The sequence below is a fragment of the Acinetobacter sp. 778_lipA genome (genome assembly GCF_058242985.1).
The window spans coordinates 71069-94445 of record NZ_JBZAYT010000002.1 but is presented as its reverse complement, the minus strand read 5'-3'; the positions used below and the strand labels follow the sequence as shown (position 1 = coordinate 94445).

The following is a 23377-nucleotide window of genomic DNA, read 5'->3' as shown; positions in this document are numbered from 1 at the left end:
AAGGCTTAGCTTTGTTTATTTTGGATAAGCAGCATCCACGCCTTTAACGAAATAATTCATACTCATCAATTGCGTATTTGAGAGATGTTTACCTTTTCCCAAAAGTAATGTTCCATCTTGTTTGTAAAGTGGTCCACTAAACACAACATATTGACCGTTACGAATTTTATCTCGGACTGCCAAAACCTTCATTTTTTCATTGTTAGAGACCATTGGACCAAAACCTGCTATATCGATGGCACCTTCCTTGACACCATACCATGTCGATCCCGACTTCCATATTTTGTTATGCACTTGCTGCAAAACAGGAGTATAGATTTTTTCCCAATATAACACTGATGCAGCTAGGTGACCTTTAGGAGCAAACTTACTCATATCTGAGTTCCAGCCAAAGCCAAATTTCCCTTTTTCCTGAGCAGCTTTAACTACAGCGGGTGAGTTGGTGACTTGTGATAATATATCAGCATTTTGCGATATTAATGCAAGTGCAGCCTCATGCTCTTTTCCTGAATCAAACCAAGTGTTAATCCAGACTATCTTGGTCTTAATTTTTGGATTTACAGATTGAGCCCCAAGTGTATAGGCATTGATGTCTCTAATGACTTCAGGAATTGGGAATGGTGCTACAACACCCAAACATTACTTTTAGTCTTATAGCCTGCCAATACCCCTTGCAAGTAAGAGCCTTGATAGGTTCGGATATCATAGACTCCCACATTTTTTGCAGTTTTATATCCGTTCGCATGCATAAAAATGGTGTTCGGGAACTGTTTAGCTACCTTTTCAATGGCATTCATATACCCGAAGGTAGTAGCAAATATAACCTTATTTCCTTGTTGTGCGAGTCTCCGAAATGTACGTTCAGAGTCGGCATTATCTAGAATATTCTCGATATAAGAGGTCTTAAATTTACCCTGTAAGGACTTTTCTGCTTTCAGACGACCTATATCGTGTGAATAAGACCAACCATAATCGTTTTTATGAGCGACATAGACAAAAGCCGCTTGATCAGCGGCCAATGCTGGATTGGCCCCACTGATGAGTAAAAGTCCTAAAAGACTGGCATTTACGAAAATATTTTTTAAATTAAGTAGGTTATTCATGCTGATTCTCTTTGAAGAGTATCAGTTGAATTTTGTTTTGCCATAAATATTGCCAGTCGCTCCTCATAAATCTCACGAATATAATGGGCAACACTGCAACTGTCGGCAAACATGTTGTATTTCCAATTTAAACCATACGACTCTAAATTGATATTATCAACAGTCATAAGTTGAACTTTAGAATTTGGATTGTTCAAGTAGCTATCAATGATTTTACGAATGACTTCTTTGGTTGGTGCAAGCTTATATGCATGCCAGAAGTCTGTATGCCATTCACCTTCCGTAGGTTGATTAAATGGATACTGAATTCCTCGGCCAGGACGATTTGTTCCTAAGCCATTATATGGTCCTGTTTCAAATGCTAACCAGTTAACTGGATTATTCGGGACTGCAGGACGGATCTGCCCCCATGTAACTAAATTTCGATTCAGCCAATCATCTGCAAAACTATCATTATTAAAAGGATCTAACTTTCTGATAGCTTCAGGATCATCACGCATTTGTGATACAGCAAGCTCAATTTCATTTTCAATTTTAAAAATACAATGGCTGTAATCCATTGCAAACTCAAACGGCACACCTTCTTTTTCTATAAGATCTGCCACCGGAATTACTCGACGATAATCTTCAGACCAGTTATCAACGTGGCACTCTAAGGTAACCGTTATTCCTTTACTTTGAGCGTAGGTGTAGAAATCGATATAAGTTTTAGCAACTTCTTCGTTCGTTACATAATGACCATCTGCATGTTTTGCCCAAATCATCATGTTGTGGAATTTGGCCCCTACAGCGGCACTACGATTAATATCCTGTTTGAATGCTTCCTCATCCTTGCCAATAACATATAAGCCACAACCAGAATAAATAGGGATATTTGTTTTCTGACTTGTCTTGATGTAAGCATCTATTTGACTATCTTCAAGAGGGATACGATCCAGAAAATCAAAGACCTCCGCAGCTTTTAGCATTTCGAACTGTTCGAGAATAGTAGGCTCATTCAGGCTTACTGGTCGTTCTTTTGATGAGTTTTGAATGCCTAAACCAGCACAACCTAGAGGAAACATTTTTTTCATAATTTTGATACCAACTGTTGAATAAATTAAACGGCTTCTTTTTTCGATGCGTAAGTTTTTTGATACATATAGGCTAGGTATTCACCTACAGTCATTTCTTTAGGTTCAGCCTTAAATTGATCACCTAAATTTTGCAGCGTTTTGATTTTGTATTCGTAATCCAAGTCAAAGAAGGTTGGAACCGAATAACGTGAGATACCTGCTTTACTATTGAAAACACGGTGCATATTTGAGAGGTAGAGTCCATTAGTCATGAATTGGACTAAATCACCGAGGTTTACGATAAAAGTATCTGGTATGTGAGGTGCACGTATCCATTCACCCTCACTATTGCGTACTTCTAGTCCACCTACTTCATCTTGCAATAAGAGCGTCAGTAACCCCCAATCAGTGTGCGCACCGCACCCTAGCTGATTGTTTACAATTTTTTCAGATTGAGGAGGATAGTGAAGCATACGGGTAATAATGACAGTTTCATCATAGCCTGCCTCGAAGTAGTTTTCTTCAAGCCCAAGAGAAAGTGCCAATAGGCCAGCTAGATGCTTACCCAGTTTTAAAGTCTGTTGAATATAGGTTTCGGTCTGGGTCTTCATTTCAGGAAGATCTTCAGGCCACTGATTCTGCCCATGTTGTGGATAGCTTTTTTGGACATATGGGTGACTTGAATCTAGATTTTTCCCTGACATGAACCCTTCTTTTAAGTCAGGAGGAGAGCCTTCATCAAGTGTTTGAGCGGCCATTGGTTCATAACCACGAAGGCATTTGGAGTTTTTGAAATCAACTTCTAGTTTCTTTTCAATCGGAAGGTCAAAAAACTGTTTTGCAATGTCTAATTGTTTTTGGAGAACTTCAGAAGCGATACCATGATTTTTAATATAGAAGAAACCTGTTGTTCTGCATGCTTTATGGATTTCCCACGCAACAGATTTCCGGTTTTCCAGGTTATCGGAAAAACTGTCGCTTAAGTCGATTACTGGAATACTTTTAGCCGTAGAAGGTGGTGTGTATGTCAACATTTTTGTGGCTCTTTGAACTTTGTTGTTATCAACTTAATGACAATTTAATTCCGTGCATAGCAGAGAATCTCGCTCAACTCGTTGCCAAAAAGGCAACACTAAATAAAGTCAGAGTAGTAATAGGAGTCCAAGTAATTCAGCATCAATTAAGAATTGTGATGAGTTATAAAATGCTAGTTATTCGTTAAGTTTAGATAAGAAGAACAATAATAAGAAAAGTGTTCTAAAAATTAGAAATACCATTCCTAAAGTCTTTAATAGACAGATAGAAAAGAAAAAGTCATGATGCAGCAATGCTAAGAAGTTTGAATTAATCAATAACTTATAAGAGGGGCAGCGCTAAAATGAATACAATACCAGTTCTCAATTTATTCACTCAGCCACAATGTAGTCAATTTGACCCAAATGACTGGAATATTCTAGCGCAGCATTGGTATCCGGTAGTTCAAATCCAGGATGTAACGACTCAACCGCAGCAAGTTCAGCTTCTTGATGTCAAAATGGCTATTTATAAAACTGAAAGTGGAGAAATTCATCTGGTAAGAGATATCTGTCCACATCGAGGAGTGCCATTAAGTAAAGGATGGGTAGAAGGTGAAAATATTGTTTGTCCCTATCATGGGCTCAACTATAACGCACAAGGTAAGTGCGTAAAAATCCCTGCTCAACCAGAACTTACCCAAATTTCAGATCGGTTCACCTTAACTAAATTCCCTGTAGTTGAGAAATATGGACTAGTTTGGACTAGCTTATTTAGCCGTGATGAAAGTGAAGCTAATTTTCCAGTTCTTGAAACTTGGGATTCAGATGAACATCAATCAATACTCCCACCATTTGTTGATATAGCAGGTTCTAGTGGTCGTCAGCTCGAAGGCTTTATCGATGTGGCACATTTTGCCTGGGTACATAACAAGGCATTCGCTGATCGTGATAATCCAGTAGTGCCCAAATATGAAACTGAAAGAACGGATTATGGACTTAAAACGATTTATATCTCTACAGTAAGTAACTTTCCTCATAGTTTGAGACATTTAGAGCCAGAGAATTTCTTATGGAAACGAGAATTTGATGTATATCCTCCATTCTCGGCAACACTTACTGTCTATTTTCCTAACAATGGGATTTTAAAAATTTTGAATGCTTGTTGTCCTGTTTCACATAATCAAACCAGGCTATTTGTTCCGTTGACACGTAATTTTGATACGACGGGTGACCTACAGGCTGTATATGACTTCAATGCACAAATTTTTGCAGAGGATCAGGATATTGTTGAGAATCAAAAACCGGAAGAACTTCCATTAGATGTTTCAATGGAGGCGCACTTTGCAGCAGACAAATCTTCAACGACATATAGACGGATATTGGCAGAATGGGGATTAAGTAAAAGATATGTGGTCTAGAGATATAAGATAACCTGATTATCTCGATTGGTTGAAATATAAGGGAGGTAGTCTCCCTTATATTTTTAGAGATTGATTTCGCAGAAATACTAATATAAAAGTGACTCACCATTTATCGTAATTTCATTGTCTTAGCTTGAACCGTACCGGGTTTGTCGGAGAGTCAATATTCTGAGAGACTATCGCGATGACAAAATTAAAATATACCCCTGAAATCAGAGAAAGAGCGGTTCAATTACTAATTGAATCTGAAAAAGATTATCCTTCTACTTGGGCAGCAATCACAGCTATTGCTCCTAAAATCGGTTGTACTCCTGAAACACTACGTGTTTGGTATCAAAAATATTTAGATAGACAAAATCCTATTAAAGTACAACAGATATCTGATCAAGAAAAAATGAAGCAAATGGAACGTGAAATTAAAGAATTAAAGCGTGCCAATGAAATTCTACGTAAAGCAGCCGCTTTTTTCGCCCAGGCGGAGCTCGACCGCCCACACAAATAATGGTGGATTTCATCCATAACAATAAAGACTTATATGGTGTTGATGCGATTTGTAGGATTTTACCGATCGCAGCTTCAACCTATTACCGAACTTTAGATCTCGCTGACAATCCAGAACATCGAGCGAAACGAGATCTACATGATGAGCATCATGCTGAACAAATTAAACGAATTTGGAAGGAAAGTTCAGGTCGATATGGTGTACGTAAAGTCTGGCAAAAATTAAAACGTGAGGGTTATGTTATTGCACGTTGTACAGTTGCTCGATTGATGCAAAAGCTAGGTATACAAGGTGTTTGGCGTGGTAAGAATAAACAAACCACCCGTAACCGAGATGACCAAAAACGGGCAGATGATTTAGTGAAACGTAATTTTAATGCTGATCATCCAAACCAACTATGGGTGGGTGACTTTACCTATATTCAAACTCATTCAGGCTGGGTATATACCGCATTTGTTATTGATGTGTTCTCACGAGCAATTGTTGGATGGAAAGTATCTACACGGATGAATACAGATATGGTGCTCGATGCATTGGAGCAAGCATTGCACGATCGAGGCATGCCAAAGAATGTGATTCATCATTCCGATAGAGGTGTTCAATATCTTTCTATTCGCTATACCAATCGTTTAGAAGCTGCAAATTTACGAGCATCAGTCGGTACAACTGGTGATTCATACGATAATGCTTTGGCTGAAACGGTGAATGGCTTATACAAAACAGAGGTGATTGAATATTTAAAAGCAGATTGGCAAGGTTTAGCAGATGTACAACTTGCGACACTAAACTGGGTAGATTGGTTCAATAAAAAGCGTGTACACAGTGCACTGGGTTATGTATCGCCTTTTGAGTTTGAAGCAATGTACTATGATAAGATTAACCCGTTAGGTCAGGTGGCCTAACTTAAATAAAAAAGTCTCCGACAAACCCGGTACGGTTCAGTTTTAATTGACACTGGTATTGCAACAGTAACCAATGTCAAAGGTGGTACGAAAACTAAGACTGAAGCGGTAGATAGCATTTTGGGTGTGTCTAATCTCGGTTTTAGTGGGCTTTATAAAATTGATGATGATTATCAAGCATTCTTTAATTTGCAATCCGGTTTTAAGCCTTCAAAAGGTGAACAAAATAAAGATGGTGAGCTATTCGATCGAAATGCTTATGCCGGAATCAAAACGCCTTATGGTTCCGTAAGCCTTGGAAAGCAGTGGACATTTAATGATGACTGGTTTGTAGGGAGTGTATTTAAAGGAGGGTATAACTCAGGTGCAATTTTTAAGTTTTCTGAGTTTGATGCCGTAAGTGAAATTTACAGCAATACATTTAAGTATGCTTCACCAGACCTTAATGGTTGGCAGTTTGGCGCTTTGTATGCCACAGACGATGATTCAACGAAAAATACACATGGTCAGATTTTTTCTGGCGCAGCGAAATATGCTACACCAAAACTAATGATTGGTGCTTCTTATGAAGATCATGAAGCGCATGACACAGACAACCATTATAGATTAACAACATTAGCTTCGAAGTATACCTTTGATCAGCTCACTACTCGTCTAGGATTTGCATACGCGGATATTACGGGACCAGGGCAATATGCTGCAATAGCCACCAATTCAGCTGAACAAAAGGCTTGGGCATCTGAATTAGGTATTGATTATACCTTGACGCCAAAACTCACAGTATCAGGTGATGTAATCTACAAAAAAAATACGACATTTGAACATGATGTGATGGTCTACAGAGCGTTAGCCATTTACCAAGTTCGTAAACCACTCAGCCTAGTCGCAAACCTTGCATATCTCAATAACGATGATGGCTCTAGTGAAAGTCTAGTGAATACTGATTCGACACTCCCAGGTGGTGGTTATGCAAATCAGGATCAACTTTCATTGGCTTTAGGTATGCGATTGACATTCTAAAGGCAGAACCCGGACAGCGAGCTTAAAGCTAAGCCCGTAGCAGCATTACAAATGAATATAAGTGAGTAATCACAATGGAAAACAATACAGAAGCATTGATTAAGCCAAGTTATGACCCTGCTTTAACCAATCAGGATTTAGCACCGCTTAAAACTCAGACCTGGGGCTCATACAATATTTTTGCCTTTTGGATGTCTGATGTTCACAGTGTTGGTGGATATGTAACAGCAGGCAGCCTATTTGCTCTAGGTCTAAATAGTTGGCAAGTTTTAGTTTCCTTATTAATAGGTATTGTCATTGTACAATTCTTTGCCAATTTAATTGCTAAACCAAGCCAAAAGACCAGTACACCTTTCCCAGTAATTTGTCGTGCTACTTTTGGAGTTCAAGGCGCAAATATTCCAGCCGTTATTCGAGGACTTATTGCAGTCGCTTGGTATGGGATTCAAACTTACTTAGCATCTAGTGCCTTTATTCTAGTTATCCTTAAATTTTTTCCAGACATGGCCATTTATGCTGATGTAAAGCAATATGGTTTCTTGGGGCTTTCATATTTAGGTTGGATTGGTTTTATGCTGCTTTGGGTACTACAAGCAGTCGTATTCTGGTCTGGTATGGACAGTATCCGTAAGTTTATTGATTGGGCTGGACCAGCTGTATACGTGCTGATGTTTGCTATGGCGGCTTGGCTGGTATATGAAGCAGGATGGGAAAATATTGATCTTAATCTTGGCGGTGTGAAGTATGAGGGTTTAGATGTATTACCCGTTATGATTGGTGCCATTGCACTGGTAGTTTCTTACTTCTCCGGACCAGTTTTGAATTTTGGTGACTTCTCACGCTATGGAAAGACTTTTGAAGCTGTTAAGTTTGGCAATTTCTTAGGTTTACCCGTGAACTTCCTAGGTTTCTCATTATTAACTGTAGTGTGTATTGCAGCGACTTTACCAATCTACGGAAAGTTAATTACAGATCCTGTTGAAATGGTTGGCAAGTTAGATAATACATTTGTGGTAATTTTAGGGAGCTTAACGCTCATGATTGCGACGGTCGGTATTAACATTGTCGCGAACTTTGTCTCTCCAGCATTTGATTTCTCAAATGTCTCTCCAAGTAAAATCAGTTGGCGTATGGGAGGGATGATTGCAGCAGTTGGGTCAATCTTCATTACGCCTTGGAATTTATTTAATAATCCGCAAGTTATTCACTATACTATTGATATCTTGGGTGCATTTATTGGACCTTTGTTCGGAATTTTAATTGCTGATTATTATTTTATTAAAAAGCAGAATGTTGTTGTCGATGATCTATATACATTGGATACCCAAGGAAGCTATTGGTATAAAAATGGCTACAACTGCAATGCAATCTATGCATTGATTCCATCAGCAATCATTCCAATCTTATGCGTTTTAATTCCACAATGGCATGTCTTGGCAAATTTCAGTTGGTTCATTGGTATGTTTTTAGGCTTAATTACATACAGTGTAATTAGCATCAAATCGCCAGTTAAATATTCTAAGTCAATAAATTAGCAATCTAACTTAACCCCGCTACAAGCTTAGCGGGGTTAACTGTTAGTAAAAATCTATCAAAAGCTCTTATCGATTTCTTATTAGGGCATCGAAAAATCAAAGGTTAGTTATGCGTATTCAAGTCATTAATCCTAATACCTGTCTGGAAATGACACAATCTATTGCAGAAAGTGCAAGTAAAGTTGCAGCAGGATCAACAGAAATTGTAGCAGTTGCACCAACTCAAGGTGTTGTCTCAATCGAAGGACATTATGACGAAGCAATTGCTTCATTTCATTTGTTGGAATTGATTAAGCAAGGTCAATCTCAACAAGTTGATGGGCACATCATTGCCTGTTTTGGAGATCCTGGTCTAGATGCAGCTAGAGAGTTAACCGATGCTCCTGTAATTGGTATAGCTGAAGCTGCGTTTCATATGGCGACTTTAATTGCGACAAAATTTTCAATTGTGACAACGCTCAAACGCACAAAAATTATTGCTGAGCATTTATTACATCAATACGGTTATATCCATAAATGCGAAAAAATCCATTGTATTGATTTACCAGTACTCGACCTTGAAAAGAATGAAAAAGAAACTTATGACAAATTACTCGAAACCTGTTGGCTTGCAAAAGAAAATGATGGTGTTGGTGCAATTGTCTTAGGTTGTGGTGGAATGTCTAAGCATGTTGAGTCAATTTCAAAAGAATTAAATATTCCTGTAATCGATGGTGTAACAGCGGCAGTTAAATTATTAGAAGCACTTCATGGTTTAGGTCTTCGTACGAGCAAATGGGGAGATTACGATTATCCAAATCAGAAGTAACGTTTAACTCTACTTTAGTAATAGCACAAGAATATCTATGAAATCCCTGATTTTTCAAAGTGAGCATTTCATTTTTTATTCTCAATTTATTTGACCTAATACATATCTAGTTTGGAGAACCTATGGCAACTTTACACGCACCAATTTTTGATATCCCTCTATATCTACATCAGTATACCAATTTAGCTGATGAACGAATTGGAGCTAAAATCATAGATTGTTCTGATGATTTTTTTGCTGAAGCTAAACGAATGTTAAGTACCAATGCCCCAATTTTTGTTGAAGACAAGTTCGACGATCATGGCAAATGGATGGATGGTTGGGAAACTCGACGTAAACGTCATGCAGGTCATGATTGGTGTATTGTAAAACTTGGTGTAGCTGGAAAAATCCGCGGATTAGATATCGATACCACATTCTTTACAGGCAATTATCCTGCATCAGCCTCACTTGAAGCTTGCTATGCTCCGAATGATGAACTGGAGCAGGTTGAATGGATTGATCTATTGCCAAATAGTAAGCCAGCACCATATTTTTGATATTTCATCTGAGCAGGTGTTTACTCATATTCGCTTAAATATCTTCCCAGATGGGGGGATAGCTCGTTTACGTATTTATGGTGAAGTACAAATTCAAACTAAAAATAGCGATCAAATTCTAGATCTCCTTGCATTAGAAAATGGTGGGCGGGTAATTGCTTATAGTGATGCACATTTTGGACATCCAAGAAACCTGATTAATCCTGGACGAGGAATAAACATGGGAGATGGTTGGGAAACGAAGCGTCGTCGTGAGCCAGGTTTTGATTGGTGTGTATTAGCTTTAGGACGAGCAGGGGAAATTGAAAAAATTGAAATAGATACAGCTCACTTTAAAGGGAATTTCCCAGCACAAGTTTCCATCCAAGCTGTATATGTGGAAGATGCAACTGATCCACAATTGATCCCACAAAGTATGTTCTGGCCATTTTTACTTGAAGCCCAAAACATGCAAATGGATCACGTACATAGCCTCATTAATCAGGTTATAGAACATGAGAAAATTTCGCATATTCGCGTCAATATGATCCCTGATGGTGGCATTAGCCGTATTCGTTTATGGGGTAAAGTCACGGCTCAAGAGTCAATGACATGAACAAAATTCAAATACAGGCATTAACTACTGAAAACTTCAAAGCATTTGGCGATGTTGTGTCCAGTGCGGGTAGTGATTTTTTTTATATTAATGATCGACATACTGAGCGCTATCATGCTTTGGCTGAAGTTCAATCAGATACAAAAGTCGGTATTAGTATTTTTAAGAATATAAAAGCAAGTCAATTCCCTATAAAGATTTCCATGCTCGAAAGACACCCTTTGGGTTCTCAAGCATTTATAGGTATGCATGGGCAACAATTTGTAGTTGTTGTCGCAGAGAATCTGGATCAAGACAAGCCTAATTTAGAAACAATGAAAGCATTCATAACAGATGGTACGCAAGGTGTAAATTATCATGCTGGAACATGGCATCACCCTCTTATCACACTAGAAGCACCGAGTGAGTTTATTGTGATAGATCGTATTGGTGAAGGGAAAAATTGCGATGTCTATCAATTGGAAAAAGCACTAAATGTCGAAACTTAAGTGTTTGAAAAGAACATTTATTCGGACTTAATAGGGTAATTTTTACCGTTTTATTGCTGATGAGTCAAATAACTTTGAAAATTTTTCGTGTATTTCTAAATAGAAATGCACATACGTACAAATAATGAGGAGACTTGCGTGGCAAAAGATTACTTATGTGGGCAACAATTAATTGACCAAATTAATAATGCACCATATTCACGTGATTTAATTGGTTATCATGGTCAACCTCCAAAAGTGGAATGGCCAAACCAAGCCAGAGTTGCAGTTCAGTTTGTTCTGAATTATGAAGAAGGGGGTGAAAACCATGTTGAACATGGCGATGCAGGATCAGAGCAGTTTTTATCGGACATCATAGGCGCAGCTATTTTTCAAGATAAACACATGTCAATGGATTCAATGTATGAGTATGGCTCACGTGCCGGTTTCTGGCGTATTCATAATGAGTTTAAAAAGCGTAACTTACCGATGACTATTTTTGGTGTGGGTATGGCGTTAATTCGTAATCCTTATATTGTTAATGCCATTAAAGAATCGAATTATGATGTTGTCTCACATGGTCAGCGTTGGGTACATTATCAAGATATGCCGATGGAACTTGAACGCCAATATATGGATCAGGCAATTAGTGTTTTAGAAACGCTGTTTGGGACAGCTCCTATTGGTTGGTACACAGGTCGTGATAGCCCTAATACACGTCAATTATTGGCTGAATTTCCTCAAATTAAATATGACTGTGACAACTATGGGGATGACTTACCATTTTGGACGACTTTAACCAACTTGGAAGGACACACTCGTCCACATCTGATTATTCCCTACACCTTAGAAAGTAACGATATGAAGTTTAGCTCTCCTGGTGGTTTCAATAGTGGGGAACAATTTTATCAATATCTAAAAGATTCGTTTGATGTGCTTTATAAAGAAGGTGAAAGCTCTCCCAAAATGTTATCTATTGGAATGCACTGTCGTATTTTGGGGCGTCCAGGTCGTTTTAAGGCTCTACAACGCTTTTTGGATTACATTCAAGCATACGAAAATGTGTGGATTTGTCGACGAGGGGATATTGCTGAACACTGGTATAAGTATTATGCAGAATGATAGGTAAACAGTGATATACGCTGAATTATCAGGAGACTTTCCCTTGGGAGATTCTAGGCAGCCAACTTATAAAAGTCTTCGGCCATTTGATTTGGTGTCTTAAAACCCAAACTGAACCGTACTGGGTTTGTCGGAGACTTTTTTATTTAAGTTAGGCCACCTGACCTAACGGGTTAATCTTATCATAGTACATTGCTTCAAACTCAAAAGGCGATACATAACCCAGTGCACTGTGTACACGCTTTTTATTGAACCAATCTACCCAGTTTAGTGTCGCAAGTTGTACATCTGCTAAACCTTGCCAATCTGCTTTTAAATATTCAATCACCTCTGTTTTGTATAAGCCATTCACCGTTTCAGCCAAAGCATTATCGTATGAATCACCAGTTGTACCGACTGATGCTCTAATGTGAAGTTTTCCTACAATTAACATAATACACCATCTACGAAATGCAGCTGTTAGCTCCCATTTTTATTGTTAAACATTGAATCCTATATGTTTTCCTGTTGGAAGCTCTACATCAATACGGAGCTTCCCGCCCATTGCCTCAACATACTTTTTCATGGTTGAAATCTTAAGATCATTGCCACGATTTTCTATTGCTGAAAGCGATGGCTGTTTTATTCCCAAAGTTTCAGCAAGCTCTTTTTGAGAAATTTCGAGTTCTTCACGAATAAGATGAAGCTGATTTTCTAGCAGTAATTCATCTGCCATTTTTTGAATACGGGCTTGGCTCTCTGGCGAGCGGCTAGCTAACAATTCTTGCAGAGTCTTAGCCATTAGATTTATCTCCTAGGGTGGTGAGATGAAGTTGGTATTGTTCATCTGCAATATCCAGCATGTCTTTATAAAAACGCTTTTTACCGCCTTTATCAGCAATACATAGAACAATAGCCTGTCGTAAGGGATCAAATGCGAAGAAAGCTCTTAAGGGTCTACCGCGGTGTTGAACGCGCAGTTCTTTCATATTGGTAAATTTAGACTCATACACAGTATCTACTAAAGGGCGGCCTAAACTCGGACCCTGCTGTTGTAGAACGACCAGAGCAGCTAGGACCTTCTCTTGTATAGATTCATCTTGCTGTTCAAGCCACTGATTAAATAGATCTGTCGTAATGACTGTCCACATACCATAACCAAAATATAGTCTATAGTCTATAGTCTATAGTCTATATTCTATATTTTAGGAGCATTATGCTTGTTTTGCAAATGAGAAATGATAGGCAATAAAAAAGCCCGACATCCTAATCTGCACCCAACTTCTTGGATCGCCAATTTACAGTTACTCAGCCTAATAAAGTCTGGACAACAGACATTACCTATATCCGCACTAAGCAAGGTTGGTTGTATTTATGTGTGATGCTGGATCTATTCAGCCGTCGTATCGTGGGGTGGCAAACCAGCCATCGAATAGACCGCCAGTTGGTGTGTGATACGTTTAACTATGCAATGGCTCGTCAGGGTTATCCAACTGGTGTTATGGTTCATTCGGACCAAGGTTCACAGTACTTTAGTCGTGATTTTAGAGCGCTGTTACTGACAAATGATTGTACTCAGAGTATGTCACGCAGCCTTGCGCAGTACACTGCTCATGTTGGGATAATGCAATGACTGAAAGCTTCTTTCATACATTGAAAGGTCATGTGGTCCATGGCAGTGTGTTTGCCACTCGAAAAGAAGCGAATGCTGTCTTGTTTGACTATATTGAGATTTATTACAATCAGGTCAGGAGACATTCTGCAAATGGCTGGTTAAGCCCTGAAGCCTTTAAGAAGAAATATTTTAAGAATTTAGAGGGATTTGTTGTCCACGATACTGTTTAGGATCAAAATTTATGTTTATAGGACTTACGCACTATTACTTATAGATTCTCTGTGGTAGCAGATGATTTTTATCGAGAATAAAGTCATCAATGAAGTTTTTGATAATTGGTCTAAATAATTTCTTCTGCCAACGATATATATTTTCAAAGATCCGCTCAAACTGGTTCTTTTGTATCTCAACGTAGGCCATCAAGGCTGAAAAAATATGATTCAAAATCAGTTTAGATCGTCTTACTTGAAACTTTTCAATATGACAAACCTGTTTAATCACCCGGTGATATTGCTCTATTTTCCAATGACTTGAATGTAATTCATGAAAACCTTCAAAGGACAATAAATCATCTTCATCTTGATGCACAATATAAAACCTCTGCTGTTCTTTTAACTGAGTCTTAAATAATTGTACAAAGCCAAAATCTTTGAGCCAGACCACTTGACCCTGATGGAAATCTGGCAATAAGCGCAGTTGAAACCATTGTCCTTTTTCTGGGGAAACCTTACGGTTACAGTCGATACCAAACATAAATCGAATACCATATTTTCTTATGGTTTTTAGATTTCCAGTCGATGAATACTGATGTGGTTCTAGGATTTTAGACCATGCCTATAAGTGATAATCTACTCCCCAATAAGCATGGGAAATGCTTGTTTTGGAGTCAACCATGACACGAAGAAAACGTCGTAATCATTCAGCGTATATCAGTAAATAGAATATAAACATAAGTGAACTGAATGTGAAATATTATTTTATATAAGTGATTGATTTTAGGCTAAACGAAGAAGTCTATGAACTAAATATAACATACAACTAATTTAACATAATCTATATTATACGCAATCTAAGTGTTAGAACCCATTTAAAGTGTCTATATTCTCACCAATAAAAATGTCTAGTTTATGATGGCTTAAACATCATGGACTGGATATGAAATATAGATGCTGATCACTATGTCTGACAAAGAAATTCAACGTCTTGCTGTTCTGCAAGACGTTCGAGATCATCGTATTACACAAGTCCGTGCTGCTGAAATCCTTAATCTTTCAACCCGTCAAATTACCCGGTTATTACAGAAGCTCAATCAAGATGGTGTTTCAGGTATGGCGCATGCCAGTCGTGGTCAACCTGGCCATCGTCGCCATGATGATTTATTAAAATCAAAATGTCTTTCCATTATTTCTGAACATCTGCTGGGATTTGGACCTACCTTGGCCCATGAGAAGCTCAGCAGCATGTTTGACCTGAATATCCCGGTAGAAACGCTTCGGCGCTGGATGACTGCAAATGACCTCTGGATTCCACGATCCAAGCGCCTTAAACGTCCATATCAGCCACGTTATAACCGGGATTGCTTCGGTGAGCTAATCCAGATTGATGGCTCATATCATGACTGGTTCGAAGGACGCGCTGCTAAGTGCTGCTTGCTGGTTTATATCGATGATGCCACTGGAAAGCTGTTGCATCTGCGCTTCTGTGAGGCGGAAACGACCTTCGACTATATGCTTTCAACCCGAGCCTACATTGAACAATACGGTAAGCCTCTGGCCTTTTATAGCGATAAACATTCGGTCTTCCGAGTGAACCAGAAATCGAGCCAGGACAGCCAGATCACGCAATTTGGGCGGATTCTGAATGAGTTAAATATTGATATTATCTTCGCCAACTCACCCCAGGCCAAAGGCCGTGTGGAACGTGCCAATAGAACACTCCAGGATCGCCTGATCAAGGAAATGCGCCTAGAAGGTATCTGTTCAATTGCCGAGGCAAATGCCTGGCTGCCCTGCTTTATTGAGCATTTCAATCAGAAGTTTGCCAAGTGTGCGCGAAACTCAAAGAATTTACATCGGCCATTAACCGAATCTCATCTTGAACTGGATGATATTTTTACCTGGCAGGAACCGCGTAAGGTCACCAAGAATCTGACCCTGACCTATGACAAATGTATTTATCTGCTTGAACCGACAGAGCTGAATCATAAGCTTGTTGGGCAATATATTTCATTTCTGGAGTACCCAGATGGCACTGTGGCCCTCATGCACGAGGGACGAAAGCTCAACTACAGCATTTTCAATAAATTAGCTGGGCTACAGCAGAATGAGATCGTTGAGAATAAACGGTTAGGTACAGTTCTGGCACATATTCAGCAACAGCATGAAGAGTTGGAAAAACAGAATAAACGTTCCCGTCTCAAGAAAAGTATGCCGAGTCGTAAAGCTCAGAAAGCTGTTATTGAACAAAGAAAGTTAAATCCTGTGCTTGACTCTTGTGGTTAAAAACAGGACATTTTAAATGGTTTTTCGCATAGACATTTTAATTGGTGAATAACACTAAGTGTTATTCCTAAGTAGAAATGTCTATATTCTCACCAATAAAAATGTCTAGTTTATGATGGTTTAAACATCATAGACTGGATATGAAATATAGATGCTGATCACTATGTCTGACAAAGAAATTCAACGTCTTGCTGTTCTGCAAGACGTTCGAGATCAACGTATTAACCAAGTCCGTGCTGCAGAAATTCTTAATCTTTCAACCCGTCAAATAACCCGATTATTGCACAAGCTAAAGCAAGATGGTGTTTCAGGCCTGATACATGCCAGTCGTGGTCAACCAGGTCATCGTCGCCATGATGATTTATTAAAATCGAAATTTTTTCTATTATTTCTGAACATCTGCTTGGATTTGGACCCACCTTGGCGCATGAGAAGCTCAGCAGCATGTTTGCCCTAGATATCCCGGTAGAAACGCTTCGGCGGTGGATGACGGCAAATGACCTCTGGATTCCTCGATCCAAGCGCCTTAAACGTCCATATCAGCCACACTATAACCGGGATTGCTTCGGTGAGCTAATCCAGATTGATGGCTCATATCATGACTGGTTCGAAGGACGCGCTGCTAAGTGCTGCTTGCTGGTTTATATCGATGATGCTACTGGAAAGCTGTTGCATCTGCGCTTTTGTGAGGCCGAAACGACCTTTGACTATATGCTTTCAACCCGAGCCTACATTGAACAATACGGCAAACATCTGGCCTTTTATAGCGACAAACATTAGGTCTTCCGAGTGAACCAAAAATCTAGCCTAAACAGCCAGATCACGCAATTTGGCCGGATTCTGAATGAGTTAAACATTGATATTATCTTTGCCAACTCACCACAGGCTAAAGGTCGCGTAGAACGCGCGAATAGAACCCTTCAAGACCGGTTGATCAAGGAGATGCGTTTGGAAGGCATCAGTTCAATTGCCGAAGCCAATGCATGGCTACCCTACTTCATTGAGCACTTCAATCAGAAATTTGCCAAGTGTGCGAGAAACTCGAAGAATTTACATCTACCCCTAACCGAATCTAATCTTGAACTGGATGATATTTTTACCTGGCAGGAACCGCGTAAGGTCACGAAGAACCTAACCATCACGTATGATAAATGTATTTATATACTTGAACCGACAGAGCTGAATCATAAGCTTGCTGGGCAAAACATTTCAATTCTGGAGTATCCGGATGGCACTTTGGCCCTCATGCATGAAGGACGAAAGCTCAACTACAGCATCTTCAATAAATTGGCTGGGCTGCAGCAAAATGAGATTGTTGAGAATAAACGGTTAGGTTCAGTCCTGGCGCATATTCAACAGCAACATGAAGTATTGGAAAAACAAAATAAACGTTCCCGGGCCAAGAAAAGTATGCCGAGTCGTAAAGCTCAGAAAGCTGTTATTGAACAAAGAAATTTAAATCCTGTGCTTGACTCTTGTGGTTAAAAACAGGACATTTTAAATGGTTTATCGCATAGACATTTTAATTGGTGAATAACAGTGTTTTTAATATTACTTTAAGATCAGTATCTTATCGTTATTCATACCCTCTGGAACGTTCTCGTTCAACCGACTTGGAAACAAGTCGGTTTCTTTTTAAGCAAAACTGTAACTTTTAGCCAATAAAATTGATCAAAAAACATTCGTTTTTGCATTTTTTCCTGATTTCTCAAGGGTCACAGTTCAGAAATAATCCCCAATTTCTGCGGACAACTCTTGGGATAAAATAGGCCAACTTTGTAAGCTAAAACTTACATGAATTTAAGATTTTTGAGGATTGGTAATCCAAAGCATTAGCCCTATGATGAATACATAAGGGAACTGGATGTTTCCAGAAAACAAGAATAAGAAAATAGCGCAAGGAATGGGCAGCACGAGATCAGTAAGACGAGCACCCCGATATGAAAAAGCCCGACAGGATGTCGGGCTTTTTTATTGCCTTATGATTTTAATTTCACTTTGACTTTACAAGATTTAATGTTAAGATATATATCAATGATATATATCTTGGTTTCGGGAGGTAATTATGGAAATTGCGAAAGTATTTCAAACTGGTCGCAGTCAGGCTGTTCGCTTGCCTAAAGCCTTTCGCTTTAATGGCACGGAAGTGGCCATCAAAAGCTTCGGTCGTGGTGTATTACTCATGCCCATCGACAATCCTTGGGATGTCATGTTAGAAGCAATAAATGAGTTTGAGGTTGGATTCCAATTGGAGCGAGCTGATCAAGGCGAACAGCTCCGTGAGGAGTTCAGATGATTTACCTCTTAGACACAAATATTTGTATCTATGTCATCAACAATAAGCCTCAACAAGTTTTTGAGCGCTTTAAGCAATATCAACTCGGCCAGCTTGCGATTTCGAGTATCACGGCATCTGAGCTGGCTTTTGGTGTAGAGAAGTCTGGATCTGAACGCAATAAACAGGCGTTAAACAAGTTTTTGTCACCTTTAGAGATTCTTCCTTACGATGAACAGGCGATTTGGCATTACGCCAAATTACGCCAGAATCTTCAATCTACAGGTAAACCGATTGGCAGCTTAGATATGCTGATCGCTGCTCATGCTTTGGCATTGGATGTTGTATTAGTTACGAACAATACAAAAGAATTTGAACGAATTGATGGTCTGAAGCTAGAGAATTGGGTCTAATCGCTATATCTAGCCCGCCCTATGCAGGGCTAGAATTCGTATAAGAGATTTATGTTAAATGGATACAGCTTTTGAAAATTTTAACTTTGAATCAGAGATTTCATTTTTAATATGATAAAAACCAAAGGATAAAGAAAATTTTGATTTAGGTATGTCATAAGTGAATTTTTCAGGTGATGTAGAGGTTTTTTTATCTTGTCTTGGAACTAAAGAGTCAAGTTCAGATATTTTGAAAGCAGTTATTCTTGTTGCAAGTGAGTTTGACTCATTAGAGACTAATTTTGGTGGAGAAAAGCTATCCTATTGGCAATTTTTTAAGAGAGGTATTACGTTCAGGTTTAATGAACATCAGATACTAGATACCATTTTCATCTACGTCAAAGAGAATGAAGAATATTACCCATACCCATTTTTAGAAAATCTGATCACAGGTATTAATCACAAAAGTACGATGCAATCTGTAGCTAATTTATTTGGAACCCCCGAAAGAGAAAGTAACAGTTGGCTTAAATACAAAATATTTGATAATTATTTACATTTTGAGTTTCATAATTCATTAGAATTGAAACAAATTACAATGGGACAATATTAATACCATGTTATTAATTTTTATGTATTTTTTTAAATTTAAACCCTAGATTTGAGTCTAGGATTTTTTAATTTCGTAAAACCGCCATTATGTTAAATTTAGAACATGTTACTTTAAGTTCATAGAGGCTTTGTTGCACAAACCTATCTGTAAAGGCTTTTTCAGCGATATAATTTTCAAATGAAGAAGCCTACACATAAAATCTACCGCACAACCAATTGGCCCGCATATAACCGAGCACTCATGAGTCGCGGAAATATTGCCATTTGGTTTGATCCTGCTACGCAATGGTATGCGCCATCAAAAGGCAAAATAAGGGCGAAATCAAACCTACTCCGATGCAGCCATCCAATGCTGCTTAATGATTAAATCCTTACTCCGTCTGTCTTTACGTATGGTCACTGGCTTTGTGCAAAGTCTGATTAAACTTTGCGGATGAGCAGCTACGAATATCAGTGATATTCGTACACCACGCTTTGTAGAAGACAAAAGCATATTAATATTGCAATCAATTACCAAAAAAGTAGCGATGGGCTGCATCTACTCATAGACTCTACAGGCATGAAGTTTCTAGGTGAGGGCGAATGGAAACGCAAGAAATATGGACCTGAATATCGTCGCCAATGGCGTAAACTTCATATTGGCATAGATGCTAAAACTCTACAAATACGCGCTATTCAGCTTACAACCAATAATGTCAGTGATTCACAGGTGCTTGGTGATTTACTTAATCAGATTCCACAAGATGAGCAGATTGACTCTGTTTATACCGATGGAGCTTATGACACCAAGCAATGCCGTGAGGTCATTGCAGATCGGCAAGCGCATGCGGTGATTCCACCTAGAAAAAAATGCGAAACCTTGGAAAGATACAAAGAGCAGCTCGCTAGATCGAAATGAATTACTTCGAACAGTTAATCTTGGAAGCAGTGCTTCTCAGGCAGGACACTATGGAAAAAATCAGGCTATCATCGGTGAAGTTTGGTTGAAACTAAGATGCACTGCATTAAATTATTAGGAGATAAACTCAGAGCAAGGCGTTTTGATAGCCAAGTCAATGAGATTCATGCACGTGTAGCAGTCCTCAACAGATTTACGGAATTAGGTCGACCACTTACCCAAATTACGCCTTAAATTTAGCTCAATTAGGGGCGCTTTGCATTTCAAATCTTTGTGCAACAAAGCTGTTTGAATAAAAACTTATCTATGTACCTTCAATTTTAAGCATGGTTTGATCCTATCTTTTCAAATAAATGGCCATGCAATACTCAGTAAAAATAATAGCCCTAATACGGCGCAACTCATTTGCCAAAAACGTAAAGGATCTCGTTCAATGATTGCTGGTGGTTTAGAGTTTAATAATTCTTTGGAAGGATGCATTAGATTATGAATGAGTTCAGACAAGGCCTCAAAACGATGTATCGGTTCAATACTCAGCGCTTGGCCTAAAATTTTATCTAACCATATAGGTAAATCTGGCCGATATTTCCTGATGGAATGATATTGAACTTTTTTCATCTGCTTTAAACTGTTACAGCGAGCTAAATCTGTCCCATAAGGTAATTGTTTGGTGAATAAATAATAGGCCATTACCGCCAAAGAAAATTGGTCTGAATGTACAGATGGCGAATGATCAATAAAATACTCCGGTGCCATAAATGCCAAGGTTCCGAGTGCTCGATTCGCATTTTTAGGATTAATTTCGACCAGGCCTCTTACTGCCGTTGAACCATAATCAATCAGTTTAATTTTCATGGCATTTTCTGCATTTATAACCATGATGTTTTTTGGTCGTATATCCTGATGTAGCATTTCCAGTCGGTGCATTGCATTTAAAGCCAAGGCTGTTTGTTGCAAAATTGGTAAAATTTCATCCAGATTTAAAGGCTTTTCTTGGCGATGCAGCCATTGAGCCAAGGTTTCACCCTGTAAATATTCATAACATTGGAATAAATATTTTTTCTCAGTGTTATGTGGATAACACTGCATCAGGTTGTCATGTTTCAGACGTTTCGATACCCAATCTTCGAGTTGAAACTGCTCTACGGCATTTTTATCTTGCTGTAAATCTACCCCCAAAGTTTTTATAACCAAGGGCTGCTGCTGAGTATCGTGTGCCAAATACAGGCAACTGCGATGATTTTGGTGCAGAATTTTATCAATCACATAGCCTTCAAACACTTCACCTTTACTGAGCTGTTGTGGAAATACATAATCCTGCTGAATATGAAACTGATTCAGTTCAGGCAGCTGTTCTACATGGATCACCTGGAGACTTAAGTTATCATCACTGCCCTGTTCTAAAGCTTTTTCAACGAATGCTTTGGCAAGTTGATTTAAATCTGCATCTACTAAAATTAAATCTAATAATTGTTGATCTGTGACAAATTCATAGACCCCATCCGTCATCAGTAAAAAAATATCTTTTTCTTTGAGCTCAATATTTCGATAATCAATTTCAATACGATAGTCGGCACCTAAGGCTCGGCTAAGATAATGCTCTCTTGAAGACAACCAGACACGATGATCATGGGTCAGTAATTCAATTTCATGATCGCGAATGCGGTAAATACGACTATCACCAACATGAAAAACATGGGCTTGTTGCTGTTTTAAAATCAGTGCAGATAAGGTACAGACATAACCTCGGTCTTTATCAAAACGTCCTTGACTTTGTTGAGTCTGTGCATAAAGCCATGAATTGGTCGCGCGGATCACGCGTTCTGCTGAAGTCTGTGTACTCCAGGCATCTGAAGTAGAATAATAGTCAGATAAAAAACTGCCAACGGCGGTTTCTGCTGCAAGATGACTGACATTACTGCTACCGATTCCATCCGCTATAACACAGGCAATACCTTTCTGTTTCAGCACATGTCCTTCGGGCAGATATACTCCATGGAAATCCTGGTTCTGTTGTTTAATTCCGGCAGTAGAATATTGCCCAATACTGACTTTTAATGTTTTTTTCATGCTGAAAGCTCAAAAAGGGATCTATATGATCCCTTTATAAAATGGTGAATATTAAAATTCTTTTTTAACACCAGTACGGACATGGGTTGTATAAAGTGCCAGACCTGTTAATGCCAAACCACCCACCAGATTACCTAAAGCAACCGGCAGTTCATTCCATAGGAAGTAGTCAGCAATCGAGAAGTCACCGCCCATCATCATGGCAAATGGGAACAGGAACATGTTAACGACAGAGTGCTCAAAGCCCATGGCAAAGAACAGCATAATTGGCATCCACATGGCAATGAATTTGCCACTCACCGTAGTAGACATCATCGCGCCAATGACACCTAATGACACCATCCAGTTACACAGCATGCCACGGATAAAAATAGTCATCCAGCCGGCGAATCCGTATTCGGCATAACCTAATGTCCGCTCCTCGCCAATATGCGCAATTTTCACACCGACAGGGTTTGGATCCGCTGCAAAACCCATGGTATAAACCGCTGCCATGAGCACTGCAACGACTAAACAGCCTGTAAAGTTCCCTACAAACACCAAGCCCCAGTTTTTTAGAATACGTCCCCATGTCACCCCTGGGCGTTTATCTAGCCATGCCAGCGGCGTAAGTACAAATACCCCAGTTAACAGGTCATAGCCCAATAAATACAACATACAAAAACCAACTGGAAACAGGAGCGCACCAATTAGTGCTGATCCTGTTTGCACGGCTATGGTAATGGCAAATACTGCTGCCAGTGCCAAAATCGCACCTGCCATAAAGGCACGAATCAATACATCACGGGTTGCCATATGTAATTTGGATTCACCCGCATCTACCACTTTTTTTGCAAACTCTGCAGGAGCAAGATATGCCATGTCATCGTCCTCATTTTTAATATCTGGACCTGTTTTTAAACAAAAAGACGCCTAAGGTCTTTGAAACCTTAGGCGTCGTTGCCTTAAAT

General features: G+C 39.0%; 18 protein-coding genes, 7 pseudogenes and 1 other annotated feature. Of the genes and pseudogenes, 16 read left to right on the top strand and 9 right to left on the bottom strand.

Features of this window, described 5'->3' with window-relative positions; all coding sequences use genetic code 11:
* Positions 1-15: 15 nt before the first annotated feature.
* The 3 genes and pseudogenes from AC4CUY_RS21620 to AC4CUY_RS21610 all read right to left on the bottom strand — a co-directional run bounded on the left by AC4CUY_RS21620 (position 16) and on the right by AC4CUY_RS21610 (position 3192).
* A pseudogene (locus AC4CUY_RS21620) lies at positions 16-1103 on the bottom strand (BMP family ABC transporter substrate-binding protein).
* Positions 1100-2176 carry a hypothetical protein gene (locus AC4CUY_RS21615; RefSeq protein WP_490774697.1) on the bottom strand — a complete coding sequence of 359 codons (1077 nt, stop codon included), beginning with the start codon at positions 2174-2176 and terminating at the stop codon, positions 1100-1102. Before AC4CUY_RS21615 ends, AC4CUY_RS21620 begins: the two are co-directional and overlap by 4 nt.
* Positions 2177-2202: 26 nt before the next feature.
* A complete protein-coding gene (locus AC4CUY_RS21610) occupies positions 2203-3192 on the bottom strand; it encodes an isopenicillin N synthase family dioxygenase (protein ID WP_004637065.1) in 990 nt (329 codons plus the stop codon).
* 344 nt (positions 3193-3536) lie between these two features.
* Between AC4CUY_RS21610 and AC4CUY_RS21605 the strand changes: the two genes are divergently transcribed.
* From AC4CUY_RS21605 to puuE, 8 genes and pseudogenes are all read left to right on the top strand, one after another.
* Positions 3537-4592, top strand: coding sequence for an aromatic ring-hydroxylating oxygenase subunit alpha (locus tag AC4CUY_RS21605; RefSeq protein ID WP_004637068.1), 1056 nt, complete (start codon positions 3537-3539; stop codon positions 4590-4592).
* Between the two features lie 187 nt (positions 4593-4779).
* A protein-coding gene (locus tag AC4CUY_RS21600; RefSeq protein ID WP_490774688.1) for an IS3 family transposase occupies positions 4780-5999 on the top strand; the annotation gives its coding sequence in 2 pieces (ribosomal slippage) (positions 4780-5056 and positions 5056-5999; 1221 coding nt in all).
* Positions 5055-5171 (top strand) — a sequence feature (AL1L pseudoknot). Its footprint overlaps the gene before it by 117 nt.
* Before the next feature lie 45 nt (positions 6000-6044).
* Positions 6045-7019 carry a porin gene (locus AC4CUY_RS21595; protein ID WP_490774699.1) on the top strand — a complete coding sequence of 325 codons (975 nt, stop codon included), beginning with the start codon at positions 6045-6047 and terminating at the stop codon, positions 7017-7019.
* 74 nt (positions 7020-7093) lie between these two features.
* Complete coding sequence (locus AC4CUY_RS21590) at positions 7094-8554, top strand: NCS1 family nucleobase:cation symporter-1 (protein ID WP_004637077.1); 1461 nt, start codon at positions 7094-7096, stop codon at positions 8552-8554.
* 109 nt (positions 8555-8663) lie between these two features.
* A complete protein-coding gene (locus AC4CUY_RS21585; RefSeq protein WP_004637078.1) occupies positions 8664-9362 on the top strand; it encodes an aspartate/glutamate racemase family protein in 699 nt (232 codons plus the stop codon).
* 122 nt (positions 9363-9484) lie between these two features.
* Positions 9485-10496: pseudogene (gene alc / locus AC4CUY_RS21580) on the top strand (allantoicase).
* Positions 10493-10984, top strand: coding sequence for an ureidoglycolate lyase (locus tag AC4CUY_RS21575; protein WP_004637081.1), 492 nt, complete (start codon positions 10493-10495; stop codon positions 10982-10984). The pseudogene alc and the gene AC4CUY_RS21575 overlap by 4 nt, the downstream one beginning before the upstream one ends.
* A 138-nt stretch (positions 10985-11122) precedes the next feature.
* Entirely contained in the window at positions 11123-12085 is a 963-nt protein-coding gene (puuE, locus tag AC4CUY_RS21570) for an allantoinase PuuE (RefSeq protein ID WP_017395441.1), read from the top strand.
* Between the two features lie 151 nt (positions 12086-12236).
* Here puuE and AC4CUY_RS21565 read toward each other — a convergent pair.
* The 3 genes and pseudogenes from AC4CUY_RS21565 to AC4CUY_RS21555 form a co-directional block, all read right to left on the bottom strand.
* Positions 12237-12497 (bottom strand): annotated as a pseudogene (locus tag AC4CUY_RS21565) (integrase core domain-containing protein); the annotation flags it as partial.
* Between the two features lie 66 nt (positions 12498-12563).
* Positions 12564-12866, bottom strand: a complete 303-nt coding sequence (locus AC4CUY_RS21560) for a helix-turn-helix domain-containing protein (RefSeq protein ID WP_001140620.1) — start codon at positions 12864-12866, stop codon at positions 12564-12566.
* The gene (locus AC4CUY_RS21555) at positions 12859-13215 is read right to left on the bottom strand and encodes a type II toxin-antitoxin system RelE/ParE family toxin (protein WP_004637084.1); all 357 of its coding nucleotides are present in this window, start codon (positions 13213-13215) and stop codon (positions 12859-12861) included. The genes AC4CUY_RS21560 and AC4CUY_RS21555 overlap by 8 nt, the downstream gene beginning before the upstream one ends.
* Positions 13216-13334: 119 nt before the next feature.
* Here AC4CUY_RS21555 and AC4CUY_RS21550 point away from each other — a divergent pair.
* Positions 13335-13909: pseudogene (locus AC4CUY_RS21550) on the top strand (IS3 family transposase); the annotation flags it as partial.
* Between the two features lie 34 nt (positions 13910-13943).
* Here the strand turns inward: AC4CUY_RS21550 and AC4CUY_RS21545 are convergent.
* Positions 13944-14483, bottom strand: a pseudogene (locus AC4CUY_RS21545) (transposase); the annotation flags it as partial.
* Between the two features lie 362 nt (positions 14484-14845).
* Here AC4CUY_RS21545 and AC4CUY_RS21540 point away from each other — a divergent pair.
* From AC4CUY_RS21540 to AC4CUY_RS21510, 7 genes and pseudogenes are all read left to right on the top strand, one after another.
* Complete coding sequence (locus AC4CUY_RS21540) at positions 14846-16180, top strand: ISNCY-like element ISAba32 family transposase (RefSeq protein WP_108091255.1); 1335 nt, start codon at positions 14846-14848, stop codon at positions 16178-16180.
* Positions 16181-16331: 151 nt separating this feature from the next.
* Positions 16332-17665: pseudogene (locus tag AC4CUY_RS21535) on the top strand (ISNCY family transposase).
* A 580-nt stretch (positions 17666-18245) separates the two neighbouring features.
* Complete coding sequence (locus AC4CUY_RS21530; protein WP_000401521.1) at positions 18246-18476, top strand: antitoxin; 231 nt, start codon at positions 18246-18248, stop codon at positions 18474-18476.
* A complete protein-coding gene (gene vapC, locus AC4CUY_RS21525; protein WP_000639719.1) occupies positions 18473-18868 on the top strand; it encodes a type II toxin-antitoxin system tRNA(fMet)-specific endonuclease VapC in 396 nt (131 codons plus the stop codon). The genes AC4CUY_RS21530 and vapC overlap by 4 nt, the downstream gene beginning before the upstream one ends.
* Before the next feature lie 160 nt (positions 18869-19028).
* Positions 19029-19460: a DUF6392 family protein gene (locus AC4CUY_RS21520; protein ID WP_004763240.1), complete on the top strand. Its 432-nt coding sequence runs from the start codon at positions 19029-19031 to the stop codon at positions 19458-19460.
* A 358-nt stretch (positions 19461-19818) separates the two neighbouring features.
* Positions 19819-19896, top strand: a complete 78-nt coding sequence (locus tag AC4CUY_RS21515; protein WP_261484713.1) for a hypothetical protein — start codon at positions 19819-19821, stop codon at positions 19894-19896.
* A 35-nt stretch (positions 19897-19931) separates the two neighbouring features.
* Positions 19932-20357 (top strand): annotated as a pseudogene (locus AC4CUY_RS21510) (IS5 family transposase); the annotation flags it as partial.
* A gap of 345 nt (positions 20358-20702) precedes the next feature.
* Here AC4CUY_RS21510 and AC4CUY_RS21505 read toward each other — a convergent pair.
* Positions 20703-22427 (bottom strand): bifunctional protein-serine/threonine kinase/phosphatase, encoded by a 1725-nt coding sequence (locus AC4CUY_RS21505; protein ID WP_000751934.1) that lies wholly within the window; start codon positions 22425-22427, stop codon positions 20703-20705.
* A 51-nt stretch (positions 22428-22478) separates the two neighbouring features.
* On the bottom strand, positions 22479-23288 hold the full coding sequence (locus AC4CUY_RS21500; RefSeq protein ID WP_000323725.1) for a formate/nitrite transporter family protein: 810 nt from the start codon (positions 23286-23288) through the stop codon (positions 22479-22481).
* Positions 23289-23377: the final 89 nt, after the last annotated feature.